The organism is Streptomyces sp. Qhu_M48 (assembly GCF_051305195.1).
Classification (GTDB): domain Bacteria; phylum Actinomycetota; class Actinomycetes; order Streptomycetales; family Streptomycetaceae; genus Streptomyces.
This window is the reverse complement of record NZ_CP195432.1, coordinates 4,666,307-4,680,762: the sequence shown is the minus strand read 5'-3', so window position 1 is coordinate 4,680,762 and position 14,456 is coordinate 4,666,307. Positions and strand designations below refer to the sequence as shown.

The window sequence follows — 14,456 nt, the reverse complement described above, 5'->3', positions numbered from 1 at the left end:
GCGGTACGACCTTCCCGTTCTCCCCGGCGGCCCGCCCCCTCACGCGTGGTCGAAGGCCCCGACGCGGGTCTCAGACGACCGGTGAGACCTGGGTGTCCGGGTCCGCGGCCGGGTGCGGGACCTTCTCCCCGGGCTCCTCGCGGCTGGCGGACCAGGCGGCCCACAGGTCGGCGTACCGGCCGCCCGCCGCCACCAGCTCCTCGTGGGTGCCGGTCTCCACGACGCGGCCCTGGTCGAGGACGACCACCCGGTCGGCGGCCGCGGCCTGCGGCAGCCGGTGCGCGACGAGCAGCCCCGTGCGGCCCGCCAGCGCCCGCGCGGCCGCCTCCTCCAGGACGCGCGCGCCGGCGCTGCCCGCGTCGGCGGTGGCCTCGTCGAGGATCGCGATGGGCGGGTCCGCCAGGACCAGCCGGGCCAGGGCGAGGTGCTGCGCCTGCGTCACCGTCAGCCGGTGCCCGCCCTCGCCGACGACCGTGGCCAGTCCCTCGGGCAGCGCCTTCGCCCACTCCAGGGCGCCGACGCGGTCGAGCGCCGCGTGCAGTGCCTCGTCGTCGGCATCGGGCCGGGCGAGGCGCAGGTCGTCGGCGAGGGTCCCGGCGAAGACGTGCACCTCCTGGCTGATGAGCGCCACGGCGCGGCGGACCCCGGCCGGGCCCAGCTCCCCGACGTCGACCCCACCGAGGGCGATCGAGCCCGCGGTCGGGCTGTGCACGCCGGCGATGAGCTTGGCCAGGGTGGTCTTCCCGGCGCCGCTCGCGCCCACCAGGGCGACCCGCTCCCCGCCGCGGACCCGCAGGTCGACCTCGTGCAGGACCGGGGCCCCGGAGCCGTACGCGTGGCTGAGTCCGGACACCTCGACCGTGCCGTCGGCGAGGGTGTGCGCCTCGCTCTCGGCCCGCTCCGCCGGGAGGTTCGACACGCCGACGAGGCGGGCGAAGCTCGCCCCCGCCGACTGCGCGTCGTCCAGGAGGAACAGGGTCGCGTTGATCGGGTTGAACAGGCTGTGGAAGTACAGCGCGGCGGCCGTGGCCGTACCGATGCTGACGGAGCCGTTGTCGACGAGGACGAACCCGGTCGCGAGCATCGCGGCGAGACCGATGAACTCGGCGAGGTTGAGGCGCGAGAAGAAGCCGGTGACGATGTGGATGCCCCGCAGGCCCAGGTCGCGGGCGGCCGCGGACCGCTGTTCCAGCAGGTCGGCGTGGGTGCCGTTCAGGCGGAACGCCCGTACGGTCCGGACGCCGCCGACGCTGTCGAGCAGCTGGTGCTGCAGCGCACCGGTGGCGATGCGGTGCTCGCCGTACACGGGCGCGGCCCGGCGCATGTACCAGCGCACCGAGAGCACCTGGACCGGGGAGGCGAGGAGCGCCGCGATCAGGAAGCGCCAGTCGAGCACGGCGAGTCCGACGAAGGTGAGCAGGATCGTCAGGGCCGAGCGGCTGAACTCGGGCAGGGCCTGCCGGACCGACTTGCCGATCATCGACACGTCGCTGGTGACCCGGGAGACGAGGTCGCCCGAACCGGCGGCCTCGACGCGTTCGAGCGGCAGCCGCAGCGCCCGCTCGATGAACTGCTCGCGCAGCGCGGCGAGGACGGTCTCGCCGAGACGGGCCACCAGGGTGCTGCCGACGGCCGCGGCCGCGCCGCGCGCCACGGCCACGACGACGAGCAGGACCAGGGGGAGGGTGAGGGCGGCGGCGCCGCGCTTGTCCACCACGAGGTCGACGATGTGTCCGAGCAGGGGAGCGGTGAGCAGTCCGATGGCGGTTCCGGCGACGAGGACGGCGATCGACACCGCGGCGAGGGCCCGGTGGCCGTGCAGCATGGTGCGGAGCGCCGCGACGGACTCGGCGCCGGTGGCGGTCGGCAGCAGCACGCGGTCCGGGCTGGTTCCGCTCATGGTCTGTTCCGTCTCTCTCGTGCGTCCTTCGTCCTCCGGTGCCCGGCGGTCGGCCCTCTCGTCGGCGAGCGTCACGCGAGCACCGCCGCTCGGTAGGTCGCGTCGGCCGCGAGGAGTTCGGTGTGGTGGCCGGTCGCCTGTACGGCGCCGTCCTCCAGGACCACGACGCGGTCGGTCACCGCGAGGAGCGCCGGGCTGGTGGTGACCAGGATCGTGGTGCGGTCCCGGCGGACCTCGCGCAGCCGCGCGGCGATGTGGGACTCGGTGACGGTGTCCACCGCGGTGGTCGGGTCGTGCAGCACGAGGACGGGCCGGTCGGCGGCGAGCGCGCGGGCCAGGGCGACGCGCTGGCGCTGACCGCCGGAGAGGGACCGGCCGCGCTCGGCGAGGAGGGTGTCCCCGCCGTCCGGGAGCAGCTTGGCGACGTCGTCGGCGGCCGAGGCCCTGAGGGCACGCTCGACCGACGCGGTGTCGTCGCCGGCACCGGCCCGGACGTTGTCGAGCAGCGTGCTCTCGAACAGGTCCGCGTCGTGGTGGGCGACGAGGACCGCCTTGCGCAGCGCGTCGGGGTCGAGCGAGGTCAGCGGGGTGCCGTCGAGCTCGATCGCGCCCTCGGCGGGGTCGGCCTCACGGGCCAGGCAGACGAGGAGGTCGTTGGCGGCGGCCGCGTCCCGGGCGACGATGCCGGTGAGGCTGCCGGCCGGGAGTTCGAGGTCGACGCCGCGGAGCGTGCCGAGCGTCACCCCGCGCAGGGTGACGTGTCCGGCGGTGCTGTCGGCGGGCGCCTCGTCCCCGGCCTCGACGGTGACGGGAGAGGCGAGCACCTCGGCGATCCGCTTGGCCGACGCGCGGCCCTGGGCGAGTTCGGCGTTGACGTAGGCGAGCAGCTGGAACGGGCCCAGGAGGAACTGCGCGAGACCGACGGCGGCCACCAGGTCGCCGACGCTGATGCTCCCGTCCATGGCGAGGTAGGCGCCCACCACACCGATGACGGCGATGAAGACGCCGGTCAGCGCGAGGACGGCGCCCTCGTGTCCGGCCCGGCTGCGCGCGGCGCGCAGGGCCGCGGAGAGCGAGTCCTGGCTCGTGGTGCGGTAGCGGGCCACGGCGGCCGACTCGGCGCCCATGCCCTTGAGGGCACGGAGTCCGGAGACGAGGTCGGCGGCGACGCCCGAGGCGTGGGCGGCCCGCTCCTGCTCGGCCTCGCTGCGCTGTTCGAGCGGACGGCTGATGCGGTGTCCGAGCCAGAGCAGCGGCGGGATGCCGAGGAGGACGAGGAGTCCGAGCGGGACGGAGATCCTGAGGAGGGCGACGGCGCTGATCACCAGGGCGGCGACCGCCGACACCCCGTACGCGATGGCGGTGGCCACCGAGCCCACGCGGCGGGCGTCGTTGGTGGCGATGCTGGTCAGCGCGCCGGGGAGGCGGTTCGTGTCGGCGCCGCCCCGGGGGTCGAGCACCCGCGCGGCCAGGTCGAGCCGGAGCCGGTGCGCGGCGAGTTCGCCGCTGCCCTCGGTGATCCGGGCGCTGGTGCGGTAGCAGGTCGACAGGACCAGGAACAGCACGGCGAGGACGATGAGGAGGCGCAGCAGCGACTCGGAGGAGCCGGTGGCCACCGCCGTGTCGATGGTGGCTCCGATGACCACCGGCACCAGGGCCTCACAGCCCTGGTGGGTCATACCGAGCAGAGACGCCGTGATCACTCGGCGGCGTTGCCCTCTGATCGCCTGGCGGAGGACAAGTCCCCCCGTCGGTCCGCCCGTTGGCATGAGACTCCTTCACGGAGGTAGCTGAGACGATGATGGGTTAGGTAAGCCTACTCTGAGTTCGGGGCGGGTCGGTGTGGGTCGTGGGGAGTTGCGGAGAAGCCTCCGGTCGGGGCGCCGGGCGGGTCATGTCCGGCGCGTTGACCTCAGGACGCGGTTCGGTTAGCCTCACCTAAGTCGTGATCCATCGGTCTGCGCACCGCCGGGTTCTCGCCGTACATCTGAACCGCCGCCAGGGGGAGTTGTCGTTGTCCGTCGAATCCCGGGTGGTGTCGGCACAGCAGCCCCAGGATCACCCCGCGGAGAAGGACACCGATCCCGCCGCGGCGCGCTCGGGCCGCACCGGGGCCGCGTTCCGGGGACTCGGTCTCGTCCTCGGCCTCGCCGCCCTCGTCCTCGTCGGACTCCTCAGCGTGTGGGTGGGCACCCGGGGCATCCCCTTCAACGCCACCTGGCACGCCCTGTGGAACCCCGACGGGTCGGAGACGTCGGTCATCATCCACGACTACCGCGTCCCCCGGACCCTCCTCGGCATCCTCGTCGGCATGGCGCTCGGTCTGGCCGGCGCCCTGATGCAGGCCCTCACGCGCAACCCGCTCGCCGATCCCGGCATGCTCGGCGTCAACCTCGGCGCCTCCGCCGGGGTGGTCGTCGCCATCGCCTTCTTCGGAGTCGCCGCACCGCTCGGCTACGTGTGGTTCGCCCTCGTGGGCGCCGCCGCCGCGTCCGTCGGCGTCCACCTGCTCGGCTCCTCCGGGCGGAAACTCGCCTCGCCCGAACGGCTCGTCGTCGCCGGAGCCGCCGTGACCGCCGTGCTGTACGCCTTCAACTGGGCGATCCTGCTGCTCAACCCGAGGGCCTTCGACCAGTTCCGCTTCTGGACCGTGGGCTCCCTCGCGGGCCGCTCCTACGACATCGTCCTGATGGCCCTGCCGTTCGTCGCCACCGGCCTCGTCGTCGCCCTCGTCCTCGCCCCCTCGCTCAACGCCCTGGCCATGGGCGACCAGATGGGCCGGGCCCTCGGTGTCAACGTCGGCCGGACCCGCGCCCTGGGCGCCGTCGCCGTGATGCTCCTGTGCGGGGCCGCCACCGCCGCCGCCGGACCGATCGGCTTCGTGGGCCTCGCCGTACCGCACATCGCGCGCTTCGTCGTCGGCCCCGACCAGCGGTGGGTGTTCGCCTACTCGATGCTGATCGCCCCGGTCCTGCTCCTGGGCTCGGACGTCCTCGGCCGGGTGCTCGGCGCCCCCGGCGAGCTCCAGGTCGGCATCGTCACCGCGTTCGTCGGCGCCCCCCTGTTCATCGCCCTGTGCCGCCGCCGAAAGCTGGTCATGCTGTGACTGCCGTACGGGAGGCGAAGGCCTCCGCGCCCGAACCCGCGCCCCGCAAGGTGCCCGGAGAGGCGTCCGGGCCCGCGACCGCCCTGCCCCGCGTCATCACCGGCCGGGTCGTCCGTACCCGCCGCGGAGGCGTCTCCCTGCGGGTCCAGGGCCGGACCCTCGCCGCCACCGCGGGCCTCCTCGTCGCGCTCCTCGTCGTCGCCGGCATCACCCTGACCACCGGCGACTTCGACCTCTCCGTCGGCGAGGTCGTCCAGGCCCTCACCGGAAACGGAAGCGGGATCGCCGACTTCGTCGTCAACACCCTGCGCATGCCACGACTCCTGACCGCGCTGTGCGTCGGCGCGGCCCTCGCCGTGAGCGGGGCCATCCTGCAGAGCATCACCGGCAACCCCCTGGGCAGCCCCGACATCATCGGCTTCACCAACGGCTCCGCCGTCGGCGCGCTCGTCGTCATCGTCATGCTGCACGGCAGCATGACGCAGATCGCGCTCGGCGCGCTGGTCGGCGGCCTCGCCACGGCCCTCGCCGTCCACCTCCTCATGATCGGCCGGGGCATCCAGGGCTTCCGCCTCGTCGTCGTCGGCATCGGCGTCAGCGCCCTGCTCCTCGCCGTCAACTCGTACCTGATCACCCGCGCCACCTTCCAGGAAGCCCTGGAGGCGCAGTCCTGGCTGATCGGCAGCCTCGGCAACCGGCTCTGGACGCACGCCCAGGCCATCGGCATCGCCGTCGCCGTGCTGCTGCCCCTCGCCCTCGTCCTCTCCCGCCGCCTCTCCATGGTCGAGATGGGCGACACCACCGCCATGGCCCTCGGCGTCAACGTGTCGCGCACCCGCACCGCGCTGCTCGTGATCAGCGTCGCCCTGGCCGCGTTCGCCACCGCCGTGACCGGACCCATCTGGTTCGTCGCCCTGGCCGCGCCCCAGGTGGCCCGCAGAATCACCGGCTCCTCCGGTCCCGCGCTGCTGCCCTCCGCCCTCATGGGCGCCGTCATGCTCGCGCTGAGCGACCTCGCCGTGCAACGTATCTTCGCCCCCGCGCTCCTCCCGGTCGGCACGGCGACCGGCTGCGTCGGCGGCCTCTACCTCATCTGGCTACTGGTCACCGAGTCGCGAAAGAGCCGCGCATGACTGCAACCAACCCTCCGGCCTCCCGCCTGCGCGCCGAGAACCTGACCCTCTCCTACGACCAGCGGACGGTGGCGACCGACCTCGACGTCGAGATCCCCGACCGCTCCTTCACGGTGATCATCGGGCCGAACGCCTGCGGCAAGTCCACCCTGCTCACCGCCCTCGCCCGGATGCTCAAGCCGCGCGCCGGACAGGTCTACCTCGACGGCGCCGCCATCGCCTCGTACCGTTCCCGCGAGGTCGCCCGCCGGCTCGGCCTGCTCCCGCAGTCCTCCACCGCGCCCGGCGGCATCACCGTGGGCGACCTGGTGGCCCGGGGCCGCTACCCCCACCAGGGGCTCCTGAAGCAGTGGTCCGCCGACGACGAGGCGGCCGTGGTCGAGGCCATGCGCCAGACCGGCGTGCTCGAACTCGCCGACCGGCCCGTCGACGACCTCTCCGGCGGTCAGCGCCAGCGCGTCTGGCTCTCGATGGTCCTGGCCCAGCAGACCTCGATCCTGCTCCTCGACGAGCCGACCACCTTCCTCGACATCGCCCACCAGGTCGAGGTCCTCGACCTGTGCGCCGAACTCCACGCCCGCCGGGGCCACACGATCGTGGCGGTCCTGCACGACCTCAACCAGGCCTGCCGGTACGCCACCCACCTCATCGTGATGCGCCCGGGCGGCATCATCGCGGCCCAGGGCGACCCGTCGACGGTCATGACCGCCGAACTGGTCGAGGACGTGTTCGGCCTGCCCTGCCGGATCATCCCCGACCCCGAGACCGGCACGCCGCTCATGGTGCCCGCCGCACCCCGGGGGTACGCCCGGGCCGAGGGGCCGGGCCCGGCCGACGCCCGTATCGACGGGACGGCGACCGGGAACGGGCCGGCCCCGGCGGACACCGTGATGGCCAAGACCTCCTGACGACCGCGACCGGGAACGGACCGCCCATGCTCTGTACGAGGCTGACGAACGCGCGCGTCCTCACCATGGACCCGGACCACCCGGTCGCCCACGACCTCGGCATCTGGCGGGGCCGGATCGTGGGTCTGGACGCGGCCGTGACCTCGCTGCCCGCCCGCGAGGTCGTCGACCTCCAGGGCGCCACGGTGCTGCCCGGCTTCATCGACAGCCACGTCCACCTCGCGTGGGCGGGACTGAAGGCGACCACCCCGAGCATCGCCCCCTGCGAGCGCGTCGAGGACGTGCTCGCCGTCGTCGCCGAAGCCGTCTCCCACAAGGCGCCCGGCGCCTGGGTGGACATCGCCGGCTACGACCAGCGGGCCCTGGGACGCCACCTCACCGCCACCGAACTCGACCGGGTCGGCCAGGGCCGCAAGATCTTCCTCATGCACGACTCCGGCCACGCCTGCGTCGTCAACAGCGCCGTCCTCGACCTCCTTCCGGCCGAGGTGCCGCACGAGGACGGCTTCCTCGCGGAGAGCGCCATGACCGCCGTACGGCGGCTCCGGCTCCCGTACTCCCAGGAGGAACTCGCCGACGCCATCGAACGCGCCGGCCGCGTCTGCCTCACCGAGGGGATCACCGCCGCCGCCGAAGCGGGCATCGGCGGCGGCCTCCTCGGACACAGCCCCGTCGAACTCGGCGCCTACCAACTCCTCAGGGACCAGGGCCGACTGCCCCTCCGCGTCCAGCTCATGGCCGCCGGCGACACCCTGCGCCCGCTCGCCGCGCACCGCGACGACGGCATCCCGCGCGCCCTCGACCTCGGCCTGCGCACCGGCTTCGGCGACGACTGGCTCTCCCTCGGCGCCCTCAAGATCTACACCGACGGCGGCATGATGGCCCGTACGGCGGCCCTCACCGCCCCGTACGAGGGCATGTCCACCACCGGACAGTTCCAGGACGACCCCGAGCGGATCGCGGAGCTCATCGTCGACGGCCACCTCGCCGGATGGCAGCTCGCCGTCCACGCCATCGGGGACCGCGCCGCCGACCTCGCCCTCGACGCCCTGGAGCGGGCCCAGGAACGCAGGCCCCGCCCGGACGCCCGGCACCGGGTGGAACACGCCGGCCTGATCCGCCCGGACCAGCTGCCGCGCTTCGCCCGGCTCGGCGTCAGCGCCGTCGTCCAGCCCCACTTCCTCCGCTCCTTCGGCGACGACTACGCGAACGTCATGGGGGAGGTGCGGGCGCCCTGGATGTACCGGGGCCGGGGATTCCTCGACCACGGCGTCACCCTCGTCGGCAGCTCCGACCGGCCGGTCACGGACGGCTCGCCGCTCCGCGCCATCCAGTTCATGGTCGAGCGCGCCTCCACCTCCGGCCGACTGATCGGACCGGACGAGGGCATCACCGTCGACGAGGCCCTGCACGCCTACACCGCCGCCGGCGCGTACGCCTGCCACTGGGACGACAGCGCGGGGAGCCTCGCGCCCGGCAACCGCGCCGACCTCGTGGTACTCGGCGACGACCCCCGGCGCGTCGACACCTCACGCATCGGGGACATCTAGGTCGTGGCCACGTACGTCGACGGGCGCACGGAGAAGGAGAACCGGTGAGCGGGGCGGAGTACGCCGGGCGGCACCTGGAACGCTTCGCGCCCCTGTGGGACGCCCCCGCCTCGCCGCCCCGGTGGGTGATCTGGCACCCGGACGCGGACACCATGGTCTTCGACCGGGAGCTCAACCTCCCGGTGCACGTCGACGACGCGTCCCTGGACGAGGTCCTGCGGCGGATGCGCGAGGCCGGCGTGCCGGAGGGCGACGAGTACCCGGGGCGAGCGTGCGGATAGCGGCCTCCGCGCCGGCGGAGCTGGGCACCACGGACCCGCTGCCCGCTGTCTGGCGGCGCGGCTCGGGCCCCCGCCTGTGGATCGTTCGGGTCGGCGCCTACACGGAACGTGCCGCCGCACGGCAACGGGTCCTCGACCCCGAGGAGTCGAGCCGGTGCCGGAGCTTCGTGCGCCCCGTCGACCGTGAGCGGTACCGGGCCGCGCACGTGGCGCTGAGGGAGTTGCTCGGCGCGTACCTGGACCGGGATCCCGCCGCCGTCCGCCTCGTCCGCGAACCGTGTCCGGGGTGCGGCGACGGGCACGGCCGCCCCGCGGTGGAGGGGACTCCGCTCCACTTCTCCCTCTCGCACTCCGGTGACGCCGTCCTCCTGGGCTTCGCGGACACCCCGATCGGCGTCGACGTCGAGACGGAGCCCTCGCCCGAGGCCGCCGGGGAGGTGGCCGCCGCGCTCCACCCGCACGAGCGGGCGGAGCTGGCGGCCCTGCCGGCGCATGACCGGCCGACGGCGTTCGGCCGCTGCTGGGCCCGGAAGGAGGCGTACCTCAAGGGCGTCGGCATCGGCCTGGGCGAGGACCCGTCCCGTACGTACGTGGGCGCGGGTCCGGTGCCGGGCGTGGTCCCCGGCTGGTCCCTGACCGACGTCCCGGCGTTCCCGGGGTACGCGGCGGCCTGCGCGATCCGGGCGCCGGGGACGAGGGAGACGCCGGGGGCGCCGGGTACGACAGAGGTGACGGAGACGCCAGAGACGCCGGGGACGACAGAGGTGACGGGGACGACGGGTGCGACGGCGGGCCCTGCCTGAGCCGACGCCGCCTGCCCGTGGCCGTCCCCGGCGCTCGCGTGGTCCCCACCGGCACCGGACTTCCCGCAGCCGTTACCGGCGTCCCCGCAGCCGACCGAGCAGCCTGCGGGCCTGGTCGCGCTTGCGCGGGTCGGCGGCGGCCCGCCGGGCCGACGCGATCGTCCGCCGGCCCTGCGGGCTGCGGGTGAACTGCTTGATACGGGCTATCAGTCCGGACATGGGTCCTCCTCGGGACGTGTACCGTCCCTCTACCCTGGGCCGCCACGACCATGTCCAGGTCACCTCACCGGAACGCGACGCACAGCGAGGAACCAGATGAACGACGGCTCTCCCAACCCTCCTTCCTCCCTGTCCTCCTCCGCCCCCGCCTACCGGCTCCACCCGGGCGCGCCCGACTCCCCGGTGATCCTCCACGTCCCCCACTCCTCCCGCGTCGTGTCCCCGGACGCGCGCGCCGGGATCACGCTCGACGAAGGCGCCCTCGCACGGGAGTTGGACCACATCACCGACGCCCACACGGCGGAGATGGCCGCCGGGGCGGCCGCGGCGGCCCCCCTCACGCCCTGGCGGTTCGTCAACGGGCTCTCGCGTCTGGTGGTCGACCCGGAGCGATTCCCCGACGAGCGCGAGGAGATGCTCGCGGTGGGGATGGGCGCGGTCTACACCCGGACCACCCACCGCGAGGAGCTGCGCCCGGACGGTTTCGACGGAGAGCCGCTGATCGACCGCTACTTCCGGCCCTACGCGCGGGCCGTGACGGACGCCGTCGCAGAGCGCCTCGCGGCGGTCGGGCGCGCGGTGATCATCGACGTCCACTCGTACCCGACGAAGGCGTTGCCGTACGAACTCCACGGTGACGGGTCCCGCCCGCCGATCTGCCTCGGCACGGACCCGTTCCACACCCCCGCGCCGCTGCTCGACGCGGCGCGCGAGGCCTTCGCCGGCTTCGGCGGCACGGAGCTGGACAGCCCGTTCGCGGGCACGTACGTGCCGCTGCGCCACTACGGGAAGACCCCGGAGGTCAGCGCGCTGATGGTCGAGATCCGGCGCGACCTCTACTTGGACGAGCCGGGCGGCCCCGCGGGCCCCGGTCTGGCGAGGCTGGCGGACGCGCTCGCGGCTCTCGTCGCGTGGGCGTCCGCCTGACACCCTTCCTTCCGGCACCACCGCCCGAGCCCGTCCCCGGGACGGTGGCCGGGGCGGTCATGCGGGCGTCTCCTCGCCGTCGGGCGCGTCGTCGGGCAGGACCGTGGTGCCGGGGCTCTCCTCGGTGAGGACGCCCCGCAGGACGGCGTGCGGGGTGCGCCCGTCGAGGACGTGGACCCGTCCGACCCCGGACCGGACCGCCCGGAGGCAGCCCTCCATCTTCGGCAGCATGCCACCCGCGAGTCCGGGGAGCAGCGCGTCCAGTTCGTCCGCGGTGAGCCGGGGGATCACCTCGGTGCTGTGGGGCCAGTCCGCGTAGAGCCCGGGGACGTCCGTGAGCATCACGAGCCGGTTGGCGCCGAGGGCGACGGCGAGGGCCGAGGCCGCGAGGTCGGCGTTGACGTTGTAGACCTCGCCGTCCGCCCCGCGCGCGACGGGGGAGACGACCGGGATACGGCCCCCGGCGAGGAGGTTCCGTACGGTGTCCGGAGCCACGCTCACGATGTCGCCGACGAGGCCGATGTCGACCGGTCGGCCGTCCACCCAGGCCGGGCGGCGCACGGCCGTCAGCGTGTGGGCGTCCTCGCCCGACATGCCGACGGCGAAGGGGCCGTGGGCGTTGATGGCGCCGACGAGGTCCCGCTGCACCTGTCCGGTCAGCACCATGCGGACGACGTCCATGGCCTCCGGTGTGGTCACCCGCATGCCGGCCTCGAACCGGACCTCCAGGGCGAGCCGGTCGAGCATCGAGCTGATCTGGGGGCCGCCGCCGTGCACCACGACCGGGTGCAGCCCGGCCTGCCACAGTTCGACGACGTCCTGGGCGAACGACCGCCGGAGGGCGGGGTCGATCAGGGTGCTGCCCCCGCACTTGAGGACGACGGTCCGGCCCTGGAGCTCCTCCGACCAGGGCACGTCCCTGGACGGCAGTTCTCCCGCCGCCACCGCGGCCACGGTCTCCATGGCTCCCATCGCTGCCACGGCGTGCACGGTCTCCACGACGTCCACGGCATCGACAGCGCGCTCCCCGTCGAGCATCCGCATTCCCGTTCCCCCTCCGGTCATGAGCTGTAGGCGCTGTTCTCGTGCACGTACGCGGCCGTCAGGTCGTCGGTCCGGATCGCGGCCGACGCCTCCCCGGCGCGCAGGTCCACGGTGACGGTGATCCGGCGGCCCGACAGGTCGACCTTCTCCCTGGACTCCCCGGCGGCGCCGACCCCCGCCACCTCGATCTCCTTCGACGCGCCCTCGGCGTCCGATATCGGCTGCCGGGCGAGGTCGAGACAGACGGCGTGCACGGCCCCGGTGAAGTCCTCGTCCGCCGGAGTCACACCGCAGGCGCCCGCGGAGGGGAGCAGGACGGCGTCGTTCGTGGACATGCATCCGTCGGAGCCCACCCGGTCGAAGGTGGTGCGGCCGACTCCCGCGGCGGCCGGCGCGGGGCCCTGCTTCACCACCAGGGCGAGATCGGGATCGCCGGATGTCCTGATGCCGGCGGCGACCCCGCTGGCGAGGAATTCTCGGGTGGCGGTCACGGTCACGGAGCCACTCCATTCATGGGCAGGCCGAGCCCTTCGGGCAGGCCGAGTGCGACGTTCATGCTCTGCACCGCGCCACCGGCGGTGCCCTTCGTCAGGTTGTCGATCGCGCTCACGCAGACGAGGCGGCGGGCGGCCGGGTCCACGGCCACCTGCACCTGCACCGTGTTGGATCCGAGCACCGAGGCCGTGGACGGCCACTGGCCCTGCGGTAGCAGGCGGACGAACGGTTCGTCGGCGTAGGCGGCCTCGAAGACCTCGCGCACCTCGGCGAGGGCGCCGTCGGCGGCCACGTGCGGGCGGAGGCGGGCGGAGCAGGTGGCGAGGATGCCGCGGGGCATCGGAGCGAGGGTGGGGGTGAAGGACACCGTCACCGGCTCGCCCGCCGCCAGGGACAGGTTCTGTGTCAGCTCGGGGGTGTGCCGGTGGCCGCCCCCGACGCCGTACGGGGTCATGGACCCCATCACCTCGGAGCCGAGCAGATGGGGCTTGGCCGCCCGTCCGGCCCCCGAGGTCCCGCCGGCCGCCACGATCACGACCTCGGGCTCGACCAGGCGGGCGGCGTGCGCGGGGTAGAGCGCCAGAGTGATCGCGGTCGGATAGCACCCCGGCACGGCGACACGGGTGGTGCCCTTCAACTCGTCCCGGGCGCCGGGCATCTCGGGCAGGCCGTAGGGCCACGTCCCGGCGTGCTCGGTGCCGTAGAAACGTTTCCACTCGTCCGGGTCGCGCAATCGGAAGTCCGCCCCGCAGTCCACGACCAGCGTGTCGCCGCCCAGCCGTGCGGCGAGCGCCCCGGACTGCCCGTGCGGCAGGGCGAGGAACACGACGTCGTGCCCGTCGAGCTCCGCCGCCGAGGTCTCCGTCAACACCCGGTCGGCGAGGGAGGTGAGCTGGGGCTGTACCTGGCCGAGGGTGCGTCCGGCGCTGCTGTGTGCGCTCAGGACGCCGATCTCGACTTCGGGATGGGAGGCGAGCAGGCGGAGGATCTCCCCGCCTGCATAGCCACTCGCGCCGGCCACCGCGACCCGTGAGGTCATGTTCTTCCGTCTCTCCTGACGCATGGGGACGTGGGGCGCACGGCCGGGGGTGACACCCCGATCGGCACACCGAGACTTAACTTAGCCTAACCTAAGTATCGGTGGGGGTGGAATCGCCACTTCCCCGCGCGCCCGTGGGCCGGGCGTGCGCAACTGGTCATCAGGAGGTAAGAGTTGACGTCCGGTCGACGGCCCTGGGCCGGGGAGCCCTGGGCCGAGGTCGGGCGGGGCGCGGGCGGTCAGGCCGGGGAGCCCCAGGCGGTCGTCAGGCCGTCCAGCCAGGCGGGCGGGAGCTCGGCGGCGTCCCACTCCTCGCGCAGCTCCGCCGGGGTGGCGGCGAGGCGTTCGAGCACGGCGACGCTGGTGGGGGAGTGGACCAGGGAGTAGCGGCCGTGGATCGCGATCGCGCTGCCGGGGCCGTACTCCGCGTAGAGCCGCTCGAAGTGCCCCTGATGGGCCGAGGCGAACTCGGACAGCCGACCCGGGTACCCGGCCCGCTGCCGGGGGTTCATCGTGCGGAGCACGGCGCCGAGCACCTGCTCGGTGACCTCGGGATCGAGATCGGAGACATCGGCGAACGACAGGTAGAGCGGAGTGACCGCCACCTTGGCCCGCTCCATCTCCGCCCTGCCGACGGGGGAACGCTCGTCGGGTGCGGAGGCCGACGGGCCGGAGGTGACGGCCTGGACCAGCGCCCGCTCGGCGAGGGCGCCGAGCTCCTCGGTGACGGCCAGGGTGCCGTCGGACCAGCCGGACGCGTACGGCTCTCCCTTCTCCGCCGGAGCGCTCCGGCGGAGACCGCCGATCTCCGTGTGCGCGAGGGCGAGGGCCCCGGCCTCGACGAGCCCGATCAGCTCCTCCGCGTCGCCGGTGTAGACCCCCGCGCGGGCGAGAAGCTGCAGGAGCGTGCTCTTCGCGTTGAGCACGCTGGCCGCGTCGAGCTGCTGCCGTCCCTCGTCGGCGGTGTTCATGGGGTCCTCCTCGTCGTACGGGCGGCGCGGTGCGGGTGCGCGTGACGCTCCGTTCGAGCCTACGCAACACCCGTTGCCCC

At 74.0% G+C, this 14,456-nt stretch carries 13 protein-coding genes and 1 pseudogene; 7 read left to right on the top strand and 7 right to left on the bottom strand.

All coding sequences use genetic code 11. The annotated features are described in order from the left end of the window. Nucleotides 1-70 precede the first annotated feature (70 nt). The gene (locus tag ACRRSS_RS21275) at nucleotides 71-1,900 is read right to left on the bottom strand and encodes an ABC transporter ATP-binding protein (protein WP_435972706.1); all 1,830 of its coding nucleotides are present in this window, start codon (nucleotides 1,898-1,900) and stop codon (nucleotides 71-73) included. A 71-nt stretch (nucleotides 1,901-1,971) separates the two neighbouring features. Next, entirely contained in the window at nucleotides 1,972-3,669 is a 1,698-nt protein-coding gene (locus ACRRSS_RS21270) for an ABC transporter ATP-binding protein (RefSeq protein WP_435972705.1), read from the bottom strand. Nucleotides 3,670-3,908: 239 nt separating this feature from the next. Here ACRRSS_RS21270 and ACRRSS_RS21265 point away from each other — a divergent pair, with 239 nt between their 5' ends. Genes ACRRSS_RS21265 through ACRRSS_RS21240 form a run of 6 tightly spaced genes read left to right on the top strand, consistent with a single transcriptional unit; the run spans nucleotide 3,909 to nucleotide 9,681 of the window. Next, a complete protein-coding gene (locus ACRRSS_RS21265; RefSeq protein ID WP_435975389.1) occupies nucleotides 3,909-5,006 on the top strand; it encodes a FecCD family ABC transporter permease in 1,098 nt (365 codons plus the stop codon). Then, complete coding sequence (locus ACRRSS_RS21260; protein WP_435972704.1) at nucleotides 5,003-6,139, top strand: FecCD family ABC transporter permease; 1,137 nt, start codon at nucleotides 5,003-5,005, stop codon at nucleotides 6,137-6,139. Before ACRRSS_RS21265 ends, ACRRSS_RS21260 begins: the two co-directional genes overlap by 4 nt. Continuing rightward, nucleotides 6,136-7,047 (top strand): ABC transporter ATP-binding protein, encoded by a 912-nt coding sequence (locus ACRRSS_RS21255; RefSeq protein ID WP_435972703.1) that lies wholly within the window; start codon nucleotides 6,136-6,138, stop codon nucleotides 7,045-7,047. The genes ACRRSS_RS21260 and ACRRSS_RS21255 overlap by 4 nt, the downstream gene beginning before the upstream one ends. A 26-nt stretch (nucleotides 7,048-7,073) precedes the next feature. Then, on the top strand, nucleotides 7,074-8,597 hold the full coding sequence (locus ACRRSS_RS21250; protein WP_435972702.1) for an amidohydrolase: 1,524 nt from the start codon (nucleotides 7,074-7,076) through the stop codon (nucleotides 8,595-8,597). Between the two features lie 44 nt (nucleotides 8,598-8,641). After that, entirely contained in the window at nucleotides 8,642-8,878 is a 237-nt protein-coding gene (locus tag ACRRSS_RS21245) for a hypothetical protein (protein ID WP_435972701.1), read from the top strand. Then, complete coding sequence (locus ACRRSS_RS21240; RefSeq protein ID WP_435972700.1) at nucleotides 8,869-9,681, top strand: 4'-phosphopantetheinyl transferase family protein; 813 nt, start codon at nucleotides 8,869-8,871, stop codon at nucleotides 9,679-9,681. The genes ACRRSS_RS21245 and ACRRSS_RS21240 overlap by 10 nt, the downstream gene beginning before the upstream one ends. Nucleotides 9,682-9,753: 72 nt before the next feature. Here the strand turns inward: ACRRSS_RS21240 and ACRRSS_RS21235 are convergent, their stop codons facing one another. Continuing rightward, a complete protein-coding gene (locus ACRRSS_RS21235) occupies nucleotides 9,754-9,900 on the bottom strand; it encodes a hypothetical protein (RefSeq protein ID WP_435972699.1) in 147 nt (48 codons plus the stop codon). A 96-nt stretch (nucleotides 9,901-9,996) separates the two neighbouring features. On the opposite strand from ACRRSS_RS21235, the gene ACRRSS_RS21230 reads away from it, so the two are divergent. After that, entirely contained in the window at nucleotides 9,997-10,827 is an 831-nt protein-coding gene (locus ACRRSS_RS21230) for an N-formylglutamate amidohydrolase (RefSeq protein WP_435972698.1), read from the top strand. A gap of 57 nt (nucleotides 10,828-10,884) precedes the next feature. On the opposite strand, the gene argB is transcribed toward ACRRSS_RS21230, so the two are convergent. From argB to ACRRSS_RS21210, 4 genes and pseudogenes are all read right to left on the bottom strand, one after another. Further along, complete coding sequence (argB, locus tag ACRRSS_RS21225) at nucleotides 10,885-11,790, bottom strand: acetylglutamate kinase (protein WP_435975388.1); 906 nt, start codon at nucleotides 11,788-11,790, stop codon at nucleotides 10,885-10,887. 98 nt (nucleotides 11,791-11,888) lie between these two features. Then, a pseudogene (locus tag ACRRSS_RS21220) lies at nucleotides 11,889-12,242 on the bottom strand (bifunctional ornithine acetyltransferase/N-acetylglutamate synthase); the annotation flags it as partial. 122 nt (nucleotides 12,243-12,364) lie between these two features. Continuing rightward, nucleotides 12,365-13,405 carry an N-acetyl-gamma-glutamyl-phosphate reductase gene (gene argC, locus ACRRSS_RS21215; RefSeq protein WP_435972697.1) on the bottom strand — a complete coding sequence of 347 codons (1,041 nt, stop codon included), beginning with the start codon at nucleotides 13,403-13,405 and terminating at the stop codon, nucleotides 12,365-12,367. A gap of 239 nt (nucleotides 13,406-13,644) precedes the next feature. After that, nucleotides 13,645-14,376: a hypothetical protein gene (locus ACRRSS_RS21210; RefSeq protein ID WP_435972696.1), complete on the bottom strand. Its 732-nt coding sequence runs from the start codon at nucleotides 14,374-14,376 to the stop codon at nucleotides 13,645-13,647. Between the last annotated feature and the right edge of the window lie 80 nt (nucleotides 14,377-14,456).

Bases quoted from the DNA above. Each gene is read 5' to 3' on its own strand.
- ACRRSS_RS21210 (WP_435972696.1), bottom strand. From the start codon at position 14,376: ATGAACACCGCCGACGAGGGACGGCAGCAGCTCGACGCGGCCAGCGTG.
- argB (WP_435975388.1), bottom strand. From the start codon at position 11,790: ATGGAGACCGTGGCCGCGGTGGCGGCGGGAGAACTGCCGTCCAGGGAC.
- ACRRSS_RS21235 (WP_435972699.1), bottom strand. From the start codon at position 9,900: ATGTCCGGACTGATAGCCCGTATCAAGCAGTTCACCCGCAGCCCGCAG.
- ACRRSS_RS21250 (WP_435972702.1), top strand. From the start codon at position 7,074: ATGCTCTGTACGAGGCTGACGAACGCGCGCGTCCTCACCATGGACCCG.
- ACRRSS_RS21270 (WP_435972705.1), bottom strand. From the start codon at position 3,669: ATGCCAACGGGCGGACCGACGGGGGGACTTGTCCTCCGCCAGGCGATC.
- ACRRSS_RS21230 (WP_435972698.1), top strand. From the start codon at position 9,997: ATGAACGACGGCTCTCCCAACCCTCCTTCCTCCCTGTCCTCCTCCGCC.
- ACRRSS_RS21275 (WP_435972706.1), bottom strand. From the start codon at position 1,900: ATGAGCGGAACCAGCCCGGACCGCGTGCTGCTGCCGACCGCCACCGGC.
- ACRRSS_RS21255 (WP_435972703.1), top strand. From the start codon at position 6,136: ATGACTGCAACCAACCCTCCGGCCTCCCGCCTGCGCGCCGAGAACCTG.
- argC (WP_435972697.1), bottom strand. From the start codon at position 13,405: ATGACCTCACGGGTCGCGGTGGCCGGCGCGAGTGGCTATGCAGGCGGG.